19 protein-coding genes are annotated in these 19,983 nt (G+C 73.9%); 9 read left to right on the top strand and 10 right to left on the bottom strand.

The genetic code is table 11. From position 1 onward, the window contains the following. Positions 1-28 precede the first annotated feature (28 nt). The 4 genes from IG84_RS38415 to IG84_RS0133885 form a co-directional block, all read right to left on the bottom strand. Entirely contained in the window at positions 29-1,312 is a 1,284-nt protein-coding gene (locus IG84_RS38415; RefSeq protein WP_063761903.1) for a hypothetical protein, read from the bottom strand. Between the two features lie 281 nt (positions 1,313-1,593). Next, the gene (locus tag IG84_RS0133895; protein WP_063761901.1) at positions 1,594-3,354 is read right to left on the bottom strand and encodes a glycosyltransferase; all 1,761 of its coding nucleotides are present in this window, start codon (positions 3,352-3,354) and stop codon (positions 1,594-1,596) included. Between the two features lie 187 nt (positions 3,355-3,541). After that, positions 3,542-4,870 (bottom strand): DUF3152 domain-containing protein, encoded by a 1,329-nt coding sequence (locus tag IG84_RS0133890; protein ID WP_245659697.1) that lies wholly within the window; start codon positions 4,868-4,870, stop codon positions 3,542-3,544. A gap of 122 nt (positions 4,871-4,992) precedes the next feature. Next, positions 4,993-6,039, bottom strand: a complete 1,047-nt coding sequence (locus IG84_RS0133885; RefSeq protein WP_051862767.1) for an alpha/beta fold hydrolase — start codon at positions 6,037-6,039, stop codon at positions 4,993-4,995. A 261-nt stretch (positions 6,040-6,300) separates the two neighbouring features. Between IG84_RS0133885 and IG84_RS0133880 the strand changes: the two genes are divergently transcribed. The 4 genes from IG84_RS0133880 (at position 6,301) to IG84_RS0133865 (ending at position 8,225) form a co-directional block, all read left to right on the top strand. Then, positions 6,301-6,516, top strand: coding sequence for a hypothetical protein (locus tag IG84_RS0133880; protein WP_031066056.1), 216 nt, complete (start codon positions 6,301-6,303; stop codon positions 6,514-6,516). A 147-nt stretch (positions 6,517-6,663) separates the two neighbouring features. Then, entirely contained in the window at positions 6,664-7,305 is a 642-nt protein-coding gene (locus tag IG84_RS0133875) for a TetR/AcrR family transcriptional regulator (RefSeq protein ID WP_030264153.1), read from the top strand. A 171-nt stretch (positions 7,306-7,476) separates the two neighbouring features. Next, a complete protein-coding gene (locus IG84_RS0133870) occupies positions 7,477-7,704 on the top strand; it encodes a DUF3107 domain-containing protein (protein ID WP_030264152.1) in 228 nt (75 codons plus the stop codon). A gap of 239 nt (positions 7,705-7,943) precedes the next feature. Continuing rightward, positions 7,944-8,225, top strand: a complete 282-nt coding sequence (locus IG84_RS0133865) for a hypothetical protein (protein ID WP_031066054.1) — start codon at positions 7,944-7,946, stop codon at positions 8,223-8,225. Between the two features lie 214 nt (positions 8,226-8,439). On the opposite strand, the gene IG84_RS0133860 is transcribed toward IG84_RS0133865, so the two are convergent. Continuing rightward, positions 8,440-9,189, bottom strand: a complete 750-nt coding sequence (locus tag IG84_RS0133860; RefSeq protein WP_031066051.1) for a ferritin-like fold-containing protein — start codon at positions 9,187-9,189, stop codon at positions 8,440-8,442. Positions 9,190-9,685: 496 nt separating this feature from the next. Between IG84_RS0133860 and IG84_RS0133855 the strand changes: the two genes are divergently transcribed. The 3 genes from IG84_RS0133855 (at position 9,686) to IG84_RS0133845 (ending at position 13,759) form a co-directional block, all read left to right on the top strand. Further along, positions 9,686-12,058 (top strand): DEAD/DEAH box helicase, encoded by a 2,373-nt coding sequence (locus IG84_RS0133855; protein ID WP_245659696.1) that lies wholly within the window; start codon positions 9,686-9,688, stop codon positions 12,056-12,058. 197 nt (positions 12,059-12,255) lie between these two features. Next, positions 12,256-13,119, top strand: a complete 864-nt coding sequence (locus tag IG84_RS0133850) for an alpha/beta fold hydrolase (protein ID WP_031066045.1) — start codon at positions 12,256-12,258, stop codon at positions 13,117-13,119. Between the two features lie 196 nt (positions 13,120-13,315). After that, a complete protein-coding gene (locus tag IG84_RS0133845) occupies positions 13,316-13,759 on the top strand; it encodes an SRPBCC family protein (protein ID WP_031066042.1) in 444 nt (147 codons plus the stop codon). A 21-nt stretch (positions 13,760-13,780) separates the two neighbouring features. On the opposite strand, the gene IG84_RS0133840 is transcribed toward IG84_RS0133845, so the two are convergent. Then, complete coding sequence (locus IG84_RS0133840) at positions 13,781-14,713, bottom strand: NYN domain-containing protein (RefSeq protein ID WP_031066038.1); 933 nt, start codon at positions 14,711-14,713, stop codon at positions 13,781-13,783. Positions 14,714-14,941: 228 nt separating this feature from the next. Between IG84_RS0133840 and IG84_RS41725 the strand changes: the two genes are divergently transcribed. Continuing rightward, positions 14,942-15,100 carry a hypothetical protein gene (locus IG84_RS41725; RefSeq protein ID WP_169749916.1) on the top strand — a complete coding sequence of 53 codons (159 nt, stop codon included), beginning with the start codon at positions 14,942-14,944 and terminating at the stop codon, positions 15,098-15,100. A gap of 124 nt (positions 15,101-15,224) precedes the next feature. Here the strand turns inward: IG84_RS41725 and IG84_RS0133830 are convergent, their stop codons facing one another. The 4 genes from IG84_RS0133830 to IG84_RS0133815 form a co-directional block, all read right to left on the bottom strand. Further along, on the bottom strand, positions 15,225-15,830 hold the full coding sequence (locus IG84_RS0133830; protein WP_031066034.1) for a MarC family protein: 606 nt from the start codon (positions 15,828-15,830) through the stop codon (positions 15,225-15,227). A 127-nt stretch (positions 15,831-15,957) separates the two neighbouring features. Then, a complete protein-coding gene (locus IG84_RS0133825) occupies positions 15,958-16,833 on the bottom strand; it encodes a PHP domain-containing protein (RefSeq protein WP_031066032.1) in 876 nt (291 codons plus the stop codon). Between the two features lie 135 nt (positions 16,834-16,968). Next, complete coding sequence (locus IG84_RS0133820; RefSeq protein ID WP_031066028.1) at positions 16,969-17,607, bottom strand: DUF6758 family protein; 639 nt, start codon at positions 17,605-17,607, stop codon at positions 16,969-16,971. A 167-nt stretch (positions 17,608-17,774) separates the two neighbouring features. Beyond that, positions 17,775-18,359 carry a suppressor of fused domain protein gene (locus IG84_RS0133815; protein WP_031066025.1) on the bottom strand — a complete coding sequence of 195 codons (585 nt, stop codon included), beginning with the start codon at positions 18,357-18,359 and terminating at the stop codon, positions 17,775-17,777. Positions 18,360-18,838: 479 nt separating this feature from the next. Here IG84_RS0133815 and IG84_RS0133810 point away from each other — a divergent pair, with 479 nt between their 5' ends. Then, complete coding sequence (locus IG84_RS0133810; protein ID WP_031066022.1) at positions 18,839-19,966, top strand: magnesium and cobalt transport protein CorA; 1,128 nt, start codon at positions 18,839-18,841, stop codon at positions 19,964-19,966. Positions 19,967-19,983: the final 17 nt, after the last annotated feature.

The raw sequence follows: 19,983 nt of genomic DNA, 5'->3' as shown, positions 1-19,983 counted from the left end.
GGTGACGGGTGGGGGGCCGCGCGGCTCGTTACGGAGTGGCCGCCGCCGGCGGACCGGGCGGCGGGGTGTCGGCGACGCCGGGCCGGAGCGTGGTGGTGCCGGACCGGAGCGCGGCGGTGCCGGGCGCCGGGGAATGCGCCGCCGCGCCGGTCAATGCCCGCAGCCCGTAGACGAACAGGCCGAGCGCGGCGGCCGCGCAGGCGACGGCCGGTACGACGGCGGGGCCGAGCAGGCCGGCCGCCGCCTCCACGGGGCGGGCCACCGCGGCGGCGCCCGGCAGCCGCCCCGCGGGCAGCGTGGCCAGGGCGACGGCCTCCAGCGCCACCGCCACGGCCAGGCCACGGCCCGCCGCCGCTGGGAAGCCGTGGACGGCCAGGAGGCGGGCCAGGAAGAGCAGCACGGCGAGGGTCAGCGCGGCGGCGAACGGGGTCAGCGCGCGGAGCGGCGGGAGCGCCGCCGCACTACCGGTGCCGAGCCGGCCCGCCAGGACTCCCGCGACGGCCAGCAGTGCGACGGTCGCGGCCACGAAGAGCAGCGCCGCGCCCGCCAGAAGGGGCCGCATTCCGGCGGCGAACTCCCCGAGGCCGCGGCTGGCCGCGAGCCGCCGCCGCCCCCGTACCGCGAACCACCGCGCACACCAGGCGGCGGGCGCGACCGCACAGCACAGCGCGACGGCGATCGCGGCGGCGGCCGGCAGCGGGCCGGACGGGAACGGCGCGTGGGCGGCCGCGGACGCCGGCCCGGTGACCGGCGAGAAGGCGCCGGACAGCGACGGGAGGGCGGCCGACAGGCGGGCGAGGGACGCCTCGGGGCCGTCGGCCCGCAGCGCCCCGAGCAGCCGGTCGGCGAACAGGGCGTACCCGGCGAGCCAGCAGGTCCACAGGGCGGCCGCACGGCCGACGCCGCGCCCCGTGCGCAGCGGCCCGCTCCGTAGGCACAGCCGCAGCGCCAGGACCACGAACACCGCGCCTACGAAGGCCAGGGCGGGGCGGAGGAAGGATGGCGCCGGGCCCTGGACCGCGGTGACGGCGGTGACCGTCGTGGCGGCCAGCGCGCCGGGCAGCACGTGCAGCGCCGCGCGGACCGGGCCGGACGGCAGCGGTGCCGGGTCGGCGGGGCGAGGCGCGGCCGCTGGCGCCTCGGCGCGTGGCACGCGGGCGTAGAGCTCCTCGGCGAGCGAGAAGACGTCACGGTGCCGGAACCGGGCGGCCGTACGGTCGGTCACGCCGTGCGCCTCCAGCCCCGCGGCGATCTCCAGCGGGTCGACGGCCCGTTCGCACAGCTCACGGTGGCGGTGCATCAGCTCGCGCACGGGGTCGGCGGGGCCACGCCGGGGCGGGCCCTTCCGGGCGGGCGCCGCTCCGGAGGCCGGGGCCGCTCCGGGAGCGGCTGCTCCTCCGGGGACGGGCGCCCTGGCGTCGTCGGGCGCCGGTCCGGTACCTCCGGGGTCTCCGGGGCGTGCAGCGCTTCCAGGGGCGTCAGTACCCCCAGGGCCTCCCCCGAGCAGCGCGCTGGAACGGGGGTCCCAGGCGCCCGGGCTCTGCGGGGTCACTGGTGTGTCGGGCCGCTGGGCGGCCCGCGTCCGGTAAGCGGTCATGCGTCGCCTCCTCTCGTCCGGGCCGCGCCGGCCGGCACCCGCGCCCCGGCGTCGTGCGGTACGGCGGGCGGCCGGGCCCAACTGGGGGTGTGGCCGCGGTCCTTCGGGGCGGAGGACGGGCCGGTGGCGGCCCATGAGCCCGGCAGACGCGACTCGGCGGGGCGCGCGAAGGGGCGCGGCGCGCCGTCCACGTCCCGCTCCGCGTGCCGGACCGGGGCGCGGGACATCAGCTCCAGGTAGATGCCACGAAATGCCGCGATGTTCTGCTCGACGGTGAACAGTTCGAGTGCCCGGGCCCGGGCCGCGGCGCCCAGCCGGGCCCGCCGCTCCGGGTCGCCCAGCAGGGCGGTGCACGCGTCGGCCAGCGCCCGTGGGTTGCGCGGCGGTACGACCAGGCCCGTGCCGCCGATGACCTCGCAGACGGCGCCCACGTCCGTGGACACCGTGGCCCGGCCGCAGAACATCGCCTCCACCAGCGTCCTCGGGAACCCGCCGACGACGCTGGAGAGCACCAGCACCGCGCCCGCTTCGTACGCGTCGGTCGGCCGCGCCACCCCGGGGTCGCCGATCGTCTCGAACGAGACCGGGTTCTCGCCGACCGTGATCGCGTCGGCGGCCTCGTCCGGGAAGAGCTGCGCGGCCAGCGCGCGGCAGTGCGCCAGATAGGCGGGCGCCTCCGGGCCGGCGCCGGGCGCGCCGATGATCCGCAGCGTCGCGTCCGGCTCGGCCGCGCGGACCTGCGCGAAGGCGTGCAGCAGCCCGATGAGGTCCTTGTCGGGCTCGACCGTGCCGACCCACACCAGGGTCTTGGAGTCGTCGGCCGCGGCGTCCGGGACGCGGGCGAACGGGCCGGCGTCCATGCCCGGATAGACCGTCCGGAGGCGGTCGCGGGGCGCGCCGCACCGCTCCTGCCAGCGGCGGATGCGGGTGTTGCCGGGGGTGATCAGGTCGGCCGTGCGGTACGTCTCGGTGGCCAGCGCGCCCTCGAAGGCGGCCAGCAGCGCGTGCACGGGGGAGCTGAGCGCTGCCGTGGCGCGCGCGAGATGGTGCTCGCGCAGCCGTACGCCGTACTCCGTGACCAGGAGCGGAGTGCCGCAGAAGCGTTTGGCCAGCAGTCCGGCGAGGGCCGCCGGGCCACCGCACGTCACATGGCAGAGATCGACCCCGCCGAGCCCCTGCCCCTCGGCATCCCCGGGCAGCGCGCCGCGCCCGTCCCCGTACGGACCGCCGGCGCCGTCGCCGTACCAGTCCAGCGACAGCGGGCGCAGGGCGCCGTCGAGCGCCTCGGTGACGGCCAGCAGGTCGGTGACCTGGGCCGCGCGCGCGGCCGGCAGAGCACCGGGGGCACGGCAGGCGGCCTCGAGGACGCGGACGGCCGTTTCGGAGCGGAGCAGCTCGGGCAGCGCGCCGGTGCCGCGGGCCAGGTCGGCGAGGCCGTACAGGCCGGCGGCGAAACGGTCCGCCTCGTGCCCGGCCTCCCCCGGCGGGCCGCAGAACGCCGCCGCGAGATCGGCGAAGTGCCCGGCGAAGCGCTGCCGTTCGCGGCGGCCCACGGCCGCCCGGCCGCGCCGGGCACCGCGCCGGCCGCTCCGGGGCCGCGCGGCGTCCCGGCCCGGCGCGTACGCCCCGGAGCCGCCGCTGAGCTCGTACACCTCGAAGTCATGGCCGGTGAGCCCGCGCACGAGGCGGTCGCACCAGGCATGCGTTTCACCGGACGCGTACGGATAGCCACCCTCGGTGAGCAGTCCAATGCGCACGAGTGCACCCCCGTCCTCGGATCGGCGTCCTTCCGGGCGGTGGCCGGATCGTCACCGCCTGCAACACGACGCTACGCAGAAGCACCGGTGGCGCGACGGACGGTTGTCCATCGCGCCACCAAAAGGGGTGAAGCGGCGTAACTTTCCACCAGGCTCGGCGTTCTGAGGCGGTACCGGAGCGCGCCACTCAGCCGGTCGGGAACGGCCAGGCGTTCGGGCGGCAGGTGGCGCCGTCCGTGGTCAGGAACTTGGTCTGCTGCATCATCACGGGCGCGAGCGCGCCCTGCCGGCGACAGCCCTCGTGGTCGTGGCCGAGCCGGTGCCCCACCTCGTGGTTGATCAGCATCTGCCGGTACGCGTACATCTTGTCGGGGCCGTACGTCACCGCGCCGCGCGCCCACCGGTACGCGTTGATCATCACGCGCTCGGTCGCGGCGGAGTCGCAGGAGACCCGATCCTCGCTGGTGTCCAGGCCGGACTTGGCGCACCACTCGTCGGTGGTGCCGGGGCTCGCCAGGGTGATGACGAAGTCCGCCCGGCCCGAGGCGACGCGGGCGAACGAGCGCCGCCCTCCGTGCGCCCAACTGCGGTCGTCGTTCAGCGTCTTGTGCACCGCCTCGGCGAAGAGCTCGCCGTCCAGCGGCAGTCCGTCCTCGATGTCGACGCGGTAGCGCACCACATCGCCGCGGCCCGGCGCGGGGGCGGCTCCGCCGACCGGCTTGAACGTCCCGCGGCCCTTCAGGTCGGCGGCGAGCGGATACATCTTGGCCATCTTCGCGGCGTACGTGGCGGGCGCGGCCGTGGGCCCGCCGTGCGGCCGGCCGGCGTCCGGCTCCGGCGACGCGTCCCCGCCGCTCGGCGGCGGCCCGTCGACGCCGCTCTTGCGGGCGTCGGCGACCTGTCCGGCGACCACCACCGCGAGCACGGTGGTCACCGCGGCGGCGGCCACACCGGTGAAGGTGCGCCCCTTGGCGCCCTTCCGCCGCCGGGCCTCACCGGATGCGTCCTCCATCGCCCCCTGGGCCCCGAACTCCGCTTCGTAGGCGGCGATCTCCTCGTCCACCCCGGGTGTGTACGGATGCGGCGCGGGCGACGGGGAGAGCCCCTGCGGCGTGTCCGAGGCGGGCGAGGAGGAGGCCGCCATCGGGGGCTGCGCTGCCATAGGGGGGCGCTGCGGTCCCGGAGCGGACGGGGCGCCGGCCGCGAAGTGGGCGTCGTTGGCGAAGGCGTCCAGGTACTCCTGCTTCGGCCCCGGCCTGCCGCCGCCCGGGTCGACCGGCGTACCCAGTACGCCGGGCCGCGCGCCACCAGTACCGCGCTGGTGCGGCAGCACGGGCACGCCCTGCCCCGGGGAGGCGCCGGGCTCCGGCTGCTCGGGGTGCCCGCCGCGCACGGGTGGACCGGCCTCGGGGCCGGGCTCGCCGCGCCGCCGACGACCGCCCGTACCGGGGTCGTAGGGGGGCCGGGGGCCCGCGACGGCGCCCTGGTCCGGCACCGCCGCGTCGCCCGCCTCCACGGGCCTCCGGGAGGCCGCGGCGCGCTCGCCCCAGGTACCGGTCGCCCCCGTAACAGCACTACTCTCCGTGGAGTCGGTCGTCCCCTCCGGGGTCCGGCGGCTATGGCGTCCCACTGGGCCCGTCAGCTCCTGCTCGCATCGGCGGTGGTGTCACCCGTCGCGCGGCGGGCGGCACGGTCCTCCCGGCCACCGGCCGCTTCTCCCGTGGCCGCGCGCTCCGCGTCGTCCAGCAGCTCCCGGACGGCGCGGGCGACGGTCGACGGGTACTCCATCATCGCGACGTGGCCCGCCTCGGGGAGCGTGAGCAGGCGCGAACCGCGGAAGGCGGCGGCCGCCCTGCGGGCCATCCGGAAGGAGACCAGCCGGTCCCGGCCGCCGTAGATGAGCAGGGTCGGCGCGAGGACGCGCTCCGCCTGCCGCCACAGGTTGTGCTGGCCGCCGAGCGTGTAGGCGTTCACGATGCCGCGCGAGGCGCGCTCCATGACCTCCCAGAAGTACGGGAGCTCCAGCCGGCGCGCGGTCTCCTCGACCGCCGCCGCCACCTCCTCGGGCGTGGCCATCGCGGGGTCGCCGTAGCAGAGGGCGAGCACCTCACGGGTGCGGCGCTCGGCCGTCCAGTCCCGCGTCAGGCGGCTGAAGAGGGTGGTGACGCCGGGCACCGCCAGCAGCCCCGTGGGCAGCGCGCTGAGCTGCGGGCGCAGCTCGGGCAGCGCGGGCGAGACCAGCGTCAGGGTCCGCACGAGGTCGGGGCGGACCGCGGCGACCCGGGTCGAGACCGCGCCGCCCATGGAGTTCCCGATGAGGTGGACGGGGCCGCGGCCGCGCTGGTCGAGGTACCGGATGACCGTGCGGGCCTGGCCGCTGATGGAGTAGTTGCCGTCGTCCGGGGGCGGGGAGTCGCCGAACCCGGGGAGGTCCAGTGCCTCGCCGTCCACCCGGTCGGCGAGCAGCGCCATCAGGGCGGACCAGTTCTGTGACGAGCCGCCGAGGCCGTGCACGTACAGGGCGGGCGGCAGGCCCTCGCGCACCCGGGCGGGTGCGCGGACGCTGAGCGTCGCGCCCGGCAGGCTCACGCTGCGCAGCGTCTCCTCGGTGCCGACGCGCGGGCCCGGGCCCCCGGGCGGCACCGGGAGCGCGGTTCGGGTGTCCGGCGGCTCCGTGGAAGACATGCGTCGATGTTACGAGACGATCACGCCCATTCTGATGTGTTCGCCATCACACGTCTCTTGCGTCACGAGCGCGCCTTCGAAGCGCGGCGGCCACTTCATGGGCAGCGGACGCGGCCGCTTCATGGCCGCGCGCCCGCTTCGTAGCCGTGCAGCCGCGCTTCCCGGTATCGCCACCCGTTCGCGGCGCGTACCACGTCGCGCCGGGCAATCCCCTCTCCTAGGCTCGTGTAAAGGGCGCTCGCCCAGGAAAGGGGAGCCACCATGCCTGTCGACCCCACAGATCCGGAAACCTTCAACAAGGACGAGGCGACCGAAATCGATACGGAAGCGCCCGAGGCGGATGCCCAGGAACAGCTCGCGGACATCGCTCCACAACAGGACGACGCGCTGACCGGGGGCGATCCCGACTCGGCGAACGAAGCGGACCGTGCAGAACAGGCCCGGGTGGTCGAGCTGGACGAAGACGATTACCGGTGACCTGAACCGGTATGTCGGCTTCCTGCAAGCCCCGGGCGGATAAATTCTCGCTCCTGACCGCGCACAGCCTCGTTACCCAAAAGTACGATGGCGGGCGCGGTGCACCGTGCTGTGTGCATCTCGTACGGAACGACACTGGGAGGCGGCGTGAGCGCCATCGAGCAGACAGAGGCCGCGCGCCCTCGGGGCACGCGCCTGCCGCGCCGGGCGCGGCGCAACCAGCTCCTGGGCGCTGCACAGGAAGTCTTCGTGGCGCAGGGGTACCACGCTGCGGCGATGGACGACATCGCCGAGCGGGCCGGCGTCAGCAAGCCGGTGCTCTACCAGCACTTCCCCGGCAAGCTCGACCTGTACCTCGCCCTGCTGGACCAGCACTGCGAGGCGCTGCTGCAGTCGGTGCGGACGGCCCTGGCCTCCACCACCGACAACAAGCAGCGGGTCGCGGCGACCATGGACGCGTACTTCGCGTACGTGGAGGACCCGGGCGGCGCATTCCGACTGGTATTCGAGTCGGACCTGACCAACGAGACGGCCGTCCGCGAGCGCGTGGACAAGGTCTCGCTGCAGTGCGCCGAGGCGATCAGTGACGTGATCGCGGAGGACACCGGGCTGTCCAAGGAGGAGTCCATGCTGCTCGCGGTGGGCCTGGGCGGTGTGTCCCAGGTCGTCGCGCGCTACTGGCTCTCCAGCGAGCGCACGGTCACCCGGGACACGGCCGTGCAGTTGCTCACCTCGCTGGCCTGGAAGGGCATCGCGGGCTTCCCGTTGCACGGCACCGAGGGCCACTGACGCCCGCCGCGGCACACGGGGCACCGGGCCCCGTGTTCGCTGCGGGCGTGCTCCATAGCGGCCTGTCCGTCCCCGTACCGGGCTAATGTGTGCTGCGTACGGCGCGGATCGTCGCGCACACCGCCCCCTGGTCAGGCCGGGGGGACCGAGACCGTCGGAGGGACATAAGCCGTGGAGGTCAAGATCGGCGTGCAGCACGCGCCCCGCGAGATCGTCCTGGAGAGCTCGCAGCCTGCCGAGGAGGTCGAGAGCGCGGTGGCCGCCGCGCTGGCCGGCAAGTCGCAGCTGCTGAGCCTGGAGGACGAACACGGCCGCAAGGTCCTGGTACCGGCGGACCGGCTGGCGTACGTCGAGATCGGCGAGCCCGCCGGGCGCAAGGTCGGCTTCGGCGCTCTGTAGGACGCCTGCCGCGCACAGCACGTATGACGGGCGGCGCCCCAGGGAGACACTCCCTGGGGCGCCGCCCGTACGTATGCGCCCGCTCTCCGCACTGTCGGGCACTTTTCCCTGCTCAGAGCGGTGATCGCACCTTTGTCCGGCCCGGCACGATTGCCCGTGGCGCCCCTTGGGTACGACGGCCCACGAATGGCCGTGACACCGCCGCGGCACGGCGGCGTCATCCGTGCGGGAGGGGAAACATGATCTTGGAAGTGCTCAGCGCCGCCGCCCTGGGCCTCGCCCTCGCCCTCGCCGCCCTCCGGCGGCTGCCCGGCCGCTTCCCGAAGCGCAGCCTGACGCTGTCCACGGGCCCCGCCGCGGCCGTCTTCGGCGCGCTGCTGGCGCACACGATCCTGGGGCCGGGGCGGATACCGGTCGTCCTCGTCGTGGCCGTGGGCCTGTCCGCGGCGCTGCTCTCGCTGCTGATGCGGCCCGAGCCCCGGCCCGCCCGGCGACTGCGCCGATCAGCGACGGCAGCCTGAGCGGCCCCGTCCCGAACTTTGAGACGGACAGCCCCAGAAGGGCAGACGCCGGGACGGGCGGTTTCCGGCCGATGTCCGGAGGGAGAAACGGCGCGTTCGCGTCTGTGCGCCCCGCCTGCCGGAGCAGTGCGGGGCGCACAGAGGTGTGAGTGATCGCACGCCGCTGGGCGCGCCGGGCCGGGGCCTCTGCACGCGGCCCCGGTCCGGGCTCCGCTTACGCAGCCAGTCCCAGCGCCGCCATCCGCTTGGTGTGCGCCTCGGTGATCCGCGAGAACATCCGGCCGACCTCCGCCAGGTCGAAGCCGTCGGCCACGCCGCCGACCAGCATCGTCGACAGCGCGTCCCGGTCCGCGACCACCCGCTGCGCCTGGGAGAGCGCCTCGCCCATCAGGCGGCGCGCCCACAGCGCGAGCCGGCCGCCGACCCGGGGATCGGCCTCGATGGCCGCGCGGACCTTCTCGACGGCGAAGGAGGCGTGCCCTGTGTCATCCAGCACACCGAGCACCAGCTCCTTGGTGTCGGAGTCCAGCCGGGCCGCCACCTCGCGGTAGAAGTCGCTGGCGATGGAGTCGCCGACGTACGCCTTGACCAGGCCCTCCAGCCAGTCCGACGGGGCCGTCTGGCGGTGGAACTCGTCCAGCGCGGCGGCGAACGGCTCCATGGCCGCGTTGGGCTCCGCGTCGATCTGCGCGAGCCGCTCGCGCAGCCGCTCGAAGTGGTGGAATTCCGCCGTCGCCATCTTCGCCAGCTCCGCCTTGTCGTCCGTCGTGGACGCCAGCTTGGCGTCCTCGGCCAGCCGCTCGAAGGCGGACAGCTCGCCGTACGCGAGGGCGCCGAGCAGGTCGGTCACCGCGGCCCGGTACTGCGGGTCGGCGGCCGCCTCCTCCCAGGTCTGGGCGGCGATCCCGGTGGGCTCGTCGGGCGTGGCGGGGGCGTCGGCGGTGGCGTTGTCAGGCGTCTCCATGCAGCGCACAATAGCCCGCTCCGCAACCCGGGGAAGGGCCTGGTCAGCCACTCGGGTACCACCCGACCGAACGATTGCCCGGACACACATGCGCTCATCCGGGGTATGGTGGTAAAGAGCCCGCCGAAGTTTCGGTGGGTGTTTCACGAATGCGGATGCCCGGTCGGTGGCCCGATCGGCTCCACCCCGACCGCCCTCTGCCCCGACGCGTACAAGACTGCGCACGGCAGGGGAACACCGCTCGCGGCACGAGCGCCTGAGCGAAGGCAGTGGTCCCGCGCCATCCGGCCCTAGGAGGCCGGGCCGAGCCGAGTACGAACCCGTACGACGGCAGGCAGGCACGGTTGATCCCCTTCGACGCCTCGCGCCGCGACTCACAGAAGAGGCAAGCATCCTGTCTACGTTCCGAGACCTCGGGATCCTCCCCGAGACCGCCGAAGCCCTCGAGGCCGTCGGCATCACGACTCCGTTCCCCATCCAGGCCCTGACCCTCCCGGTGGCCCTCTCCGGCTCCGACGTCATCGGCCAGGCCAAGACCGGCACCGGCAAGACCCTCGGCTTCGGCCTCCCGCTCCTGGAGCGCGTCACCGTCCCCGCCGACGTCGAGGCCGGCCGGGCCAAGCCCGAGCAGCTGACCGACGCGCCGCAGGCGCTGGTCGTCGTCCCCACCCGCGAGCTGTGCCAGCAGGTCACCAACGACCTGCTGACCGCCGGCAAGGTCCGTAACGTCCGCGTGCTCGCCATCTACGGCGGCCGGGCGTACGAGCCCCAGGTCGAGGCGCTCCAGAAGGGCGTCGACGTCGTCGTCGGCACCCCGGGCCGGCTGCTGGACCTGGCGGGCCAGAAGAAGCTGGACCTCTCGCAGGTCCGCGCCCTCGTCCTGGACGAGGCCGACGAGATGCTCGACCTCGGCTTCCTGCCGGACGTCGAGAAGATCATCCAGTACCTCCCGGCCAAGCGGCAGACCATGCTGTTCTCCGCGACCATGCCCGGGCAGGTCATCTCGCTGGCGCGGCGCTACATGTCGCAGCCGACCCACATCCGCGCCACCTCGCCCGACGACGAGGGCGCGACGGTCGCCAACACCACCCAGCACGTCTTCCGCGCGCACTCCATGGACAAGCCGGAGATGGTCTCGCGCATCCTGCAGGCCGAGGGCCGCGGGCTGGCGATGATCTTCTGCCGCACCAAGCGCACCGCGGCCGACATCGCCGACCAGCTCGCGCGCCGCGGCTTCGCCTCCGGCGCGGTCCACGGCGACCTCGGCCAGGGCGCCCGCGAGCAGGCGCTGCGCGCCTTCCGCAACGGCAAGGTCGACGTCCTGGTGTGCACCGATGTCGCGGCGCGCGGCATCGACGTCGGCGGTGTGACGCACGTCATCAACTACCAGACGCCCGAGGACGAGAAGACCTACCTGCACCGCATCGGCCGTACGGGCCGCGCGGGCGCCAAGGGCATCGCGGTCACGCTGGTCGACTGGGACGACATCCCGCGCTGGCAGCTCATCAACAAGGCGCTGGACCTTTCGTTCAACGATCCGGAGGAGACGTACTCCACCTCCGCGCACCTCTACGAGCTGCTGAACATCCCGCAGGGCGTCACCGGCGTGCTGCCGCGCTCGGAGCGCACCCGCGCGGGCTTGGCGGCCGAGGAGGTCGAGGACCTCGGCGAGACCGGCGGCCGCGACCGCGGGCCGCGCAAGGCCGGCCGGGACCGCGAGGAGGAGCGCCCGGAGCGTACGCGTACGCCGCGCAAGCGCCGCCGTATGCGCAACGGCTCCCCCATCGAGGGCGAGGCGGCTGCCGCCGGTACGCAGGGCAGCGAGGCGGCCGAGACCGCGGCGGACACCGCCGAGGGCACGACCGAGCCCCGCCAGCCGCGCCGCCGTCGCCGTACGCGCGGTGCCGCGTCCGGTAACGCCGCGTCCGCTACCGCCACGTCCGCCGCCACCGCGCAGCGGACCGCCACCGCGCACGCCGTGGCCGAGCCCGAGCCGGTGACCGCCGAGCCGGCGGCAGCCGCGACCGCGACCGTTCCGGTGCAGGGCACCGGCCCGGACGCCGCGCAGGAGGCGCCGGCCAAGCCGCGCCGCCGCCGTGCGCGTGGCACCCGCGCTCCCCAGGGCGCGGCCCCCGAGGCCGCGGTTGCCACCGCCGAGGGCCGGGCGCCCGTCGCCAAGGCTCCGGCGCCCCGGCGCCCGGTGATCGTCAAGGAGGACACCTCGGTGGGCTTCCAGACGGTCGAGGTCGCCGCGCAGCGGCTGGCCGCCGAGCGCCGCGCCGCCGAGGAGGCCGCTGCCGCGAAGGCCGCCGAGCGCGCCGCCGCGAAGGCCGCCGTCACGGAGAGGGCCCCCGAGGAGCCCGCCGCCGAGGCGCCGGCCGCCAAGCCGCGCCGCACGCGCAAGACCGCCGCCAAGAAGGCGGAGGCCGCGGTGGACACCGCCGAGGGCACCGAGGTGACGGCCGAGGCCACCGAGGCCGTCGAGGCCCCGGCCAAGCCGCGCCGGACCCGCAAGACGGCCGCCAAGAAGGCCGAGGCCGCTGTGGAGGCCGCCGAGGGCACGGACGCGACCGCCGAAGCCACCGAAGCGCCCGCCAAGCCGCGCCGGACCCGCAAGACCGCGGCCAAGAAGGCCGAGGCCGCTGTGGACACCGCGGAAGGCGCCGAGGCCGCCGCGGCGGACGAGGCCCCGGCCAAGCCGCGCCGCACGCGCAAGACGGCCGCCAAGAAGGCCGAGGCCGCTGTGGAGGCCGCCGAGGGCACGGACGTGACCGCCGAAGCCACCGAGGCGCCCGCCAAGCCGCGCCGGACCCGCAAGGCCGCCGCCAAGAAGACGGCCGCAGCGCCCGAGGCGACGCCCCAGGGCTGATCCCGCAGGCCATCGACGGCCCCGTACCGCTCAGGCGGTACGGGGCCGTCGTCGTACGGACGGGCGGCCCGCGCGGACGGCGTCCGCTGCCGCCCGCCCTACGGCCGTACGCGCTACGCCGTACGCCGTACGGCGGAGCAGGCGGACGTCATCTCTCCGGCACCCGCCGGACATCCGTCCCGGATAGCCTCTGGTCCATGAGTAGGCCCCCGTTCCTCGATCTGCCCACGTGTGCTCGTGCTTACCGACTCGCCACCGGGCGGGGTGAGTTCGCGGTGCACGACGCGCGTCCCGACGGCCCCGTGCGCGGCACCGCCCTGCTGGTGCCGGGCTTCACCGGCAGCAAGGAGGACTTCCTCCCGCTGCTCGCGCCCCTGGCGGCGGCCGGGTACCGCGCCGTGGCCGTGGACGGCAGAGGCCAGCACGAGTCGCCCGGGCCGCGCGAGGAACAGGCGTACGCCCAGGGCGAGTTGGCCCGGGACATCGCCGCACAGGCCGCGGCGCTCGACGCGGGCCCGGTCCATCTGCTGGGGCACTCGCTCGGCGGTCTGCTGGCACGGGCCGCGGTGCTCGAGGACGCCGCGCCGTACCGCTCGCTGACGCTGATGAGTTCGGGGCCGGCGGCGGTCGCCCCCGAGCAGCAGGCCCGCGCCAAAATGCTCATCGACGCGCTGACGACGCTGACGATGGAGGCCGTCTGGCAGGCGATGCGGGACCTGGACCCTCCGGAGGCGGCGGGCGAGACCACTCCGCCGGAGGTCGCCGAGTTCCTGCACCGGCGCTGGCTGGGCACCGTCCCGGAGCAGCTCATCGGCACCGCCCGGCAGATAGCGGGCGAGCCCGACCGGGTGGCCGCGCTGGCCGCCGTACCGCTGCCCAAGCATGTGCTGTCCGGCGCCGTCGACTACGCCTGGCCGGTGCCGCAACTGGACGAGATGGCCGAGCGGCTCGGCGCGCGCCGCACCGTCGTGGCGGGCGCCGAGCACTCCCCCAACGTCGACCGGCCCGAGGAGACGGCGGCGGCCCTGGTCGCCTTCTGGGACGAGGCGGACGGCCGGTAGCGCGCGCCCTCCGTCGCGCTCCCTCCCGGAATGGCCGGAACGGCACTCCGCCGGCCGTTCCGGGAAGCCGGCCGCGTCCGTCCGGGCGACCATCTGTAGGCGGGCCACAGGCTGCAGGCAGGCCGCAGCCAGGTCACAGACCCTCGGACACAGGCTTCGGGCCCACCGCGCACCCGATGACGGAGGACGGACGGCCATGACGGACGACAGCGGCATTTCGATCATTCGCCTCTTCGACGCCCCGCGGGACCGGGTGTTCCGGGCGTGGACGACGCCGGAGGCCCTCGCGTACTGGTACGGGGGCGAGCTGGAGGTCCCCGTCGAGGGGATGGCGATGGACGTCCGGCCGGGCGGCGCGTGGCACCTGGTCGTGCGCACCCAGGACGGCGGCGAGCTGCCGTTCGGCGGCGTCTACCGGGAGATCGTGCCGCCCGAGCGGCTGGTCTTCACCCTGAAGGACGCATCGGCGCCGGAGGACGCCGAGGGCGAGCTGGTCACCGTCGCGCTCAACGGCCTCGGCGACAAGACCGAGATGGACTTCCAGCAGACCGGTGGCACGCTGTCCGCCGAGCAGTACGCGCAGGCCAAGGCGGGCTGGACCGGCTTCTTCGCGCGCCTCGCGGAGTATGTGGCGCACTGATGCCCCGGACGGCGTACGGGCTCAGAACTGCGCCCGTACGTGCTCCCAGAAGCCGTCCCGCAGCACCCGCCGCAGATCCGCGTAGGGGCGCAGGGAGTGGCGAAGCAGACCCTCGGCGGTGGTCAGCAGGTCCTGGTCGACGGCGCCGGGGAGATACGGGTGCCCGGGCAGCAGGTCGGCCGTCCAGTCCCGGCCGCGCGAGGCCAGCCACTGGGCGGCGACCTGCGCGCCGACGAAGCGGACGTCCTCACGGCTGGGGGCCGGGCCGTCGTCGGTCGTGCCCGCGGGGCCGCCGTCGTGGGCCGTGCGCTCGGTGACGTACGGCTTGCAGAACTCCAGGTCGAAGGTGCGCTGGCTGTCGACCTCCCAGAGCAGCGGCTCGGCCTGGTTGCGCCCGTCGCCGGCCTCGATGCCCCACAGATGCACCCGCGCGCCGTACCCCTGCGCCGCCTCGACGGCGGAGACCAGGTCCTCGTCGCCGCCGATGAGCACGGCGTCGCTGATGGCGCGGTGCCGGGCGAGCGACTCCAGGTCGGAGCGGATCAGGGAATCGACACCCTTCTGCTGGTTGTTGGCGTTGAGGTTGCCGAGGCGGACCTTGACGTCGGGGAGCTCGGCGATGGACTGCTGCTCCAGGGTGTGGATGCGGCGCCGCGCGCCGTCGTACCAGTACACCCGCAGCAGCCGGCTGTCGGGGAAGACCGTGCGGGCCATCTCGATGAACGCATCGATGATCCCCTCGGCGTCGAGATCGAAGGAGCGGCGGTCCTCCGTACCGGTGACCAGCCGGCCGGCCGCGGCGTAGAGATAGCCGGCGTCGACGAAGACCGCGTGCGTCGAGGGAGTGGTGGCGACCTCGGCCAGGACGCGGTTGAGCAGCTCGTTGGTGCGCTCGATGCCCGCCACGACAGCGGTGAGGTCGGTGGGGCCCGCGGGCCGGAGGTCGTCGTTCATACCGGTTCGATTCTCCTGGCGCGGGCGGGGGAGACACAACCGGCCGGGTGGCGTGCGACGACCGTACTTACTGGTGAGTAATTAGTCTGGCGAAAATTTTCTTTAGCGTAGGGAATTATTGCTCAGGACACTTCGTTGTCCCCTATGGCACGCCTGACACCGATGACAGGCACTCGTGCCGTTCGAGTAGTTCTCCTCAGGAGGATCAGACGAAGGGAGAAGCCCTTTATGCGCTTCGAGATCATGCGCCTTGACGATGTCAACGGCACCGCCGTGGACAGCACCGTCGTGGACGCCGCCTCCGTCAACCGGATCGTGCAGCAGGCCGCAGCAATCGGCCAGCGCATCTACATCCGCCCCGCCGATTCCGCGGCGGTCGCTTCGTAGCGCGACCCCCGGCTTCCCGGCCCGCCGGACCACCGGCCCGTCGAAGCCGCGCCCCCGTACGGACGATCCGTACGGGGGCGGCGTGTTTTCCGGGACGCGGCGGACGGTCCGGCCGTCCCGGGGCTCAGGCGCCGCTGACCACCTGCGTCACGCCGTTGATGATCTGCTGGACGGCCAGCGCGGAGAGCATCATGCCGGCCAGCCGGGTCACGAGTACCACCCCGCCGTCCTTGATCACCCGGATGATCACCAGCGAGAAGCGCATGACCAGCCACAGCACCACGTGGATCGCGGCGATCGCCGCCCAGACCGAGACCTGATCGGCGAACCCCTGCGCGTGCTGCACGGCGAGGATCACCGACACGATCGCGCCGGGCCCTGCCAGCAGCGGCATGCCCAGCGGCACCAGCGCCGCGTTGACGTCCTTGGTCTGCGTCGGCTCCTCCGACTTCCCCGTCAGCAGGTCGAGCGCGATCAGCAGGAGCAGCAGCCCGCCCGCGATCATCAGCGCGGGCGTGGAGATGTGCAGATACGCCAGGATCTGCCGGCCGCAGAGACCGAAGACGGCGATGACGCCGAACGCGACGGCCGCCGCCTGCCAGGCCATCCGGCGCTGCACCTTGGCCGGACGGCCGGAGGTCAGGGCGAGGAAGATCGGGGTGATTCCAGGGGGGTCCATAATCACGAAAAGCGTGAGAAAGAGGGATCCGAAGACAGCGAGGTCGAGCACGGTGATGGCCTTGCGAGAGGTGGTACGGACGCACCCGCGCAGCACGGCGCGTGTACGGAGGAGGAAGACGGCGCGGGGCGCCGGGAAGCCGCTGGGAGCGGAGAGGAGTGGGGCCGGGCGCCCCGGGTCAGCCGCCGGCGCCCGGGACGGGGAACGCGCCGGTCGCGCGGCGCACGATCTCCCCGTAGATCTCGGGGTCGGTGGTGTACTCGCCGAGCCGGCAGGTCTTGCGGCTGCCGTGGTAGTCGCTGGAGCCGGTGGTGAGCACGCCGAGGTCGGCGGCGATGCCGCGCAGCCGGTCCCGGGTCGGCGCGTCGTGGTCCATGTGGTCGACCTCGATGCCGTCCAGTCCGGCGGCGGCCAGCTCGGCTATCGCGCTCTCGGGGACGCACACGCCGCGCTTGAGGGCCAGCGGGTGCGCGAAGACGGTGACCCCGCCCGCGGCCTTGACCAGCCGGACCGCATCAAAGGGGTCCAGCTCGTGCTTCTCGACGTACGCCCGCCCGTCGTTCGCCAGCCACTCGGGGGTGAAGGCGTCCGAGACGGTGGGCACGACGCCCAGCTCGACCATGGCGGTGGCGATGTGCGGCCGGCCGACGGCGCCGTCCCCGGCGATCCGCGCGACCTGCTCCCAGGTCACGGGCACGCCGAGCTCCTGGAGCTTCGCGACCATGCCGCGGGCGCGCGGCACCCGGTCGTCCCGCACCAGCTCGCGCTCGCGGGCGAGCTCCGGCTCCTCGGGGTCGAAGAGGTACGCCAGCATGTGCAGGCTGATGCCGTCGCCGCTGCCGTCGCGCGCCGGCAGCCGGCAGGACAGCTCGGCGCCGGTCACGAGCGTGAGGCCGGGCGGCAGCGCGGCCTTGGCCGCCGCATGTCCGCCGACGGTGTCGTGGTCGGTGAGCGCGACGACGTCCAGACCGGCGTCGGCGGCGTTGCGTACCAGTTCGGCGGGGGTGTCCGTGCCGTCGGACGCGGTGGAGTGGGTGTGCAGGTCGATACGCACGACGCGGACTCCAGACACGGACGGGACGGCGGACCGGGGGACGGCCGGTCAGGGCGCCGGACAACAGGGGACGCCTCAAAGGGTAACCGGTGGCCTGACGGCCGGCCGATCGCCTCGCAGGACGGGAATCGCCTCTCAGGACAGGATGCGCGGCGACAGCGCCCCGCACGGCAGCAGGTCGACCTCGGCGCCCGCGTCCCGCAGGTCGGTCAGGACCAGCTCGTCGTACATCAGCAGCCCCGACTGCTCGGGCCAGACGACCGCCCACAGCCACAGCCCGCACGCCTCGCCCGCGAAGACCGCGCGGTCCTCGGGGACGCCCTCGACGTGCCACATCGGGGTCGGCCGGCCGGCGGCCAGCACCTTGGCGTGCGGCGACCGGTCCACCTTCATGCGCGGGCCCGGGTCCGGGCCGTCGATGCCCGCGTACCGCGCGCCGAGGCCGACGCCCAGCTCCTCGGCGACCAGCACCAGCTCGCCCGGCCCGCCCAGCGGTCCGGGTCCCGAGCAGGCCACCGCCGTGGCCCGGCCGCCGCTGCGGTCGTCCCCCGCGCAGGCCACACCGGTGAACAGCCAGCCCACCGGCAGCGGCCACGGCATCCACACGGGAACGCGCGCACGATTGACCACCACGGCCAGCGCTTCGACGCTCGGCGGCACCACCGGCTGGAGCGGGTGCACGGTGCCGTGCACGTCGCACTGCCAGGAGTCGGCAAAGAGACCGGGCGCCCGCACCCGGCCACCGCACTTCGGGCAACTGGGTTCGCCCCTCATAAAGCTCAACGGTCCTCCAGGGCCGCCCGCGCGTCAAGGACGATCACCCGTCCGGGGCCGCGCTGCGCCGCCCTGCCGCTGTCACCTTCAGGCCAATCAGCCACTCGGTTCACGCCATCTTCGTACGGTGACGTTTCGATCTCGGTGCGTCAGCCCACAGGAGTGCGTCAGTCCAGGGGTACGCCGCTCCGCAGCGGGTCCCGCAGGTCGGTGCCGTGCTGCAGCCAGCGCTCCTCCAGGGCCGCCGCGCCGTGCACCCGCTTCCAGGCCGCCTCGTTCGGCGTCATCGGGAGCAGCGGCAGGAAGCGCACCGGCTCCATGGGGTCGTCGAGCTCCAGGTCCTCCACCAGTCCCCCGCCCTCGGTGACCAGCACCGAGGTGAAGGGGGCGCCCGGCCACAGCGGCTCGCCCACGTCCAGGGACGCGCCCGGGGCCACGATGACGCCCTCGACCTGCGGGGACGCGGCCAGTACGGCGAGCGACCTGAGCACCTTGTCGGTGTCGGCGCGGCCGTTGCGGACCGTGAGGACCAGCTCCGCACGAGGACCGCGCAGGGGGTCGGCAAGTACCGCGGAGGGATCGGTCATGGGGTTCGCGGACATGCCGAGGGTGACGTATCGCACCAGCTCGGCGTCGGCGTAGCGCAGGACTTCGATGCGGTCCGTACCGAGGAACGTCACCGCCGCGCGCGCGTCCGGCTTCCCCAGGGCCATCAGCAGCCGGGCCTCGACCAGCTCAAGAACGTCAGACATGCGGCGAGCATAGGCCCGGCCGGGTGCCCGGTATGGAACAGGCAAAGCGGCGGCGGAGCGGGGCCGTAACGGTTCAGGCGGCTGATAGCCTTGCCATCTGGTCAGCGAAAGACGTCGTCCCCCAGCAGGGACCGGCCGGAGGAGGTGGGACTGGCATGGATCCTAGTCGACCGTGCAGTACCGGCAGTTCTCCCGTCCTCCCGCTGATGATGCGACTCTCCTGATTCCGAGAGCTTCCGTACCCCACCGCTTCGCGGTGAAACACAGGAAGACCCTTCGCACCCGCAGCTTTTGACGGAAGAACGCCTGCACCTCGGTTTTCCCCAGTTCTTTCCGCACTGCGAACTGCCGTCAGCACCACCGCACGGAGCGCCGCCCGCTTTGCGGACGTACGGCCGACGATGCCGCGTACGTCCACGTTCCGGGTTGCGTTACGCCCCGCGCCCTCGGCTGACGGCCGGCCCGTGAAGGAGCCCGCCATGTCGATGATCCGCGACCTGCGCGCCGCCGTCCGCCCCTCCCGGCGTCGCGGCGACTCCCCGTACGAGTACGAGACCACCCGCGCCGCCACGACCAACAGCGCCATCGTCGACTGCGGCGTCTACCGCGACGGACGCCGCGTCAGCCGCCACGTCAGCCCCTCCGAGGCCATCGCCGACGTGCACGAGAACGGCGGCTTCACCTGGATCGGGCTGCACGAGCCGAACGAGCGCGAGTTCGCCGGCATCGCCCAGGAGTTCGGGCTGCACCCGCTGGCCGTCGAGGACGCCGTCCACGCCCACCAGCGGCCCAAGCTGGAGCGGTACGACGACACGCTCTTCACCGTCTTCAAGACGATCCACTACGTCGAGCACGCCGAGCTGACCGCCACGAGCGAGGTCGTGGAGACCGGCGAGGTGATGTGCTTCACCGGCCGGGACTTCATCGTGACCGTCCGGCACGGCGGCCAGGGCTCGCTGCGCGCGCTGCGGCACCGTCTCCAGGACGACCCCGAGCTGCTCGCCAAGGGCCCCTCGGCCGTGCTGCACGCCATCGCCGACCAGGTCGTGGACGGCTACATCGCGGTCGCCGACGCGGTGCAGGACGACATCGACGAGGTCGAGATCGACGTCTTCAGCTCCGGCACGAACGGCAAGGCGCAGGGCCGGGGCGGCAGCGCGTCCAAGGGCGACGCCGGGCGGATCTACCAGCTCAAGCGCGAGGTGCTGGAGTTCAAGCGGGCGGTCTCGCCGCTGCTGCGGCCGATGCAGCAGCTCAGCGAGCGGCCGATGCGGCTGGTCGACTCCGACATCCAGAAGTACTTCCGGGACGTCGCCGACCACCTGGCGCGCGTCAACGAGCAGGTGCTCAACTTCGACGACCTGCTGAACTCCATCCTCCAGGCCAACCTGGCGCAGGCGACGGTGGCCCAGAACGAGGACATGCGCAAGATCACGTCGTGGGCGGCGATCTTCGCCGTGCCGACGATGATCGCGGGCATCTACGGCATGAACTTCAAGTACATGCCCGAGCTGCACTGGAAGTACGGCTACCCGGCCGTCCTGATGCTCACGGTCGCCATCTGCTTCGGCATCCACCGCGGCTTCAAGCGCAACGGCTGGCTGTAGCGGGCGGGGGCGCGCAC

This window comes from Streptomyces ochraceiscleroticus (assembly GCF_000720485.1).
Taxonomy (GTDB): Bacteria; Actinomycetota; Actinomycetes; order Streptomycetales; family Streptomycetaceae; genus Streptomyces; species Streptomyces ochraceiscleroticus.
Note: the sequence above shows the minus strand (reverse complement) of the source record. Positions and strands in the feature narration are given on the sequence as shown.

Coding starts and splice junctions, on each gene's coding strand:
- IG84_RS0133885 (WP_051862767.1), bottom strand. CDS start 6,039: ATGTCTTCCACGGAGCCGCCGGACACCCGAACCGCGCTCCCGGTGCCG.
- IG84_RS0133880 (WP_031066056.1), top strand. CDS start 6,301: ATGCCTGTCGACCCCACAGATCCGGAAACCTTCAACAAGGACGAGGCG.
- IG84_RS0133865 (WP_031066054.1), top strand. CDS start 7,944: ATGATCTTGGAAGTGCTCAGCGCCGCCGCCCTGGGCCTCGCCCTCGCC.
- IG84_RS0133860 (WP_031066051.1), bottom strand. CDS start 9,189: ATGGAGACGCCTGACAACGCCACCGCCGACGCCCCCGCCACGCCCGAC.
- IG84_RS0133850 (WP_031066045.1), top strand. CDS start 12,256: ATGAGTAGGCCCCCGTTCCTCGATCTGCCCACGTGTGCTCGTGCTTAC.
- IG84_RS0133845 (WP_031066042.1), top strand. CDS start 13,316: ATGACGGACGACAGCGGCATTTCGATCATTCGCCTCTTCGACGCCCCG.
- IG84_RS0133840 (WP_031066038.1), bottom strand. CDS start 14,713: ATGAACGACGACCTCCGGCCCGCGGGCCCCACCGACCTCACCGCTGTC.
- IG84_RS41725 (WP_169749916.1), top strand. CDS start 14,942: ATGCGCTTCGAGATCATGCGCCTTGACGATGTCAACGGCACCGCCGTG.
- IG84_RS0133820 (WP_031066028.1), bottom strand. CDS start 17,607: ATGAGGGGCGAACCCAGTTGCCCGAAGTGCGGTGGCCGGGTGCGGGCG.
- IG84_RS0133815 (WP_031066025.1), bottom strand. CDS start 18,359: ATGTCTGACGTTCTTGAGCTGGTCGAGGCCCGGCTGCTGATGGCCCTG.
- IG84_RS0133810 (WP_031066022.1), top strand. CDS start 18,839: ATGTCGATGATCCGCGACCTGCGCGCCGCCGTCCGCCCCTCCCGGCGT.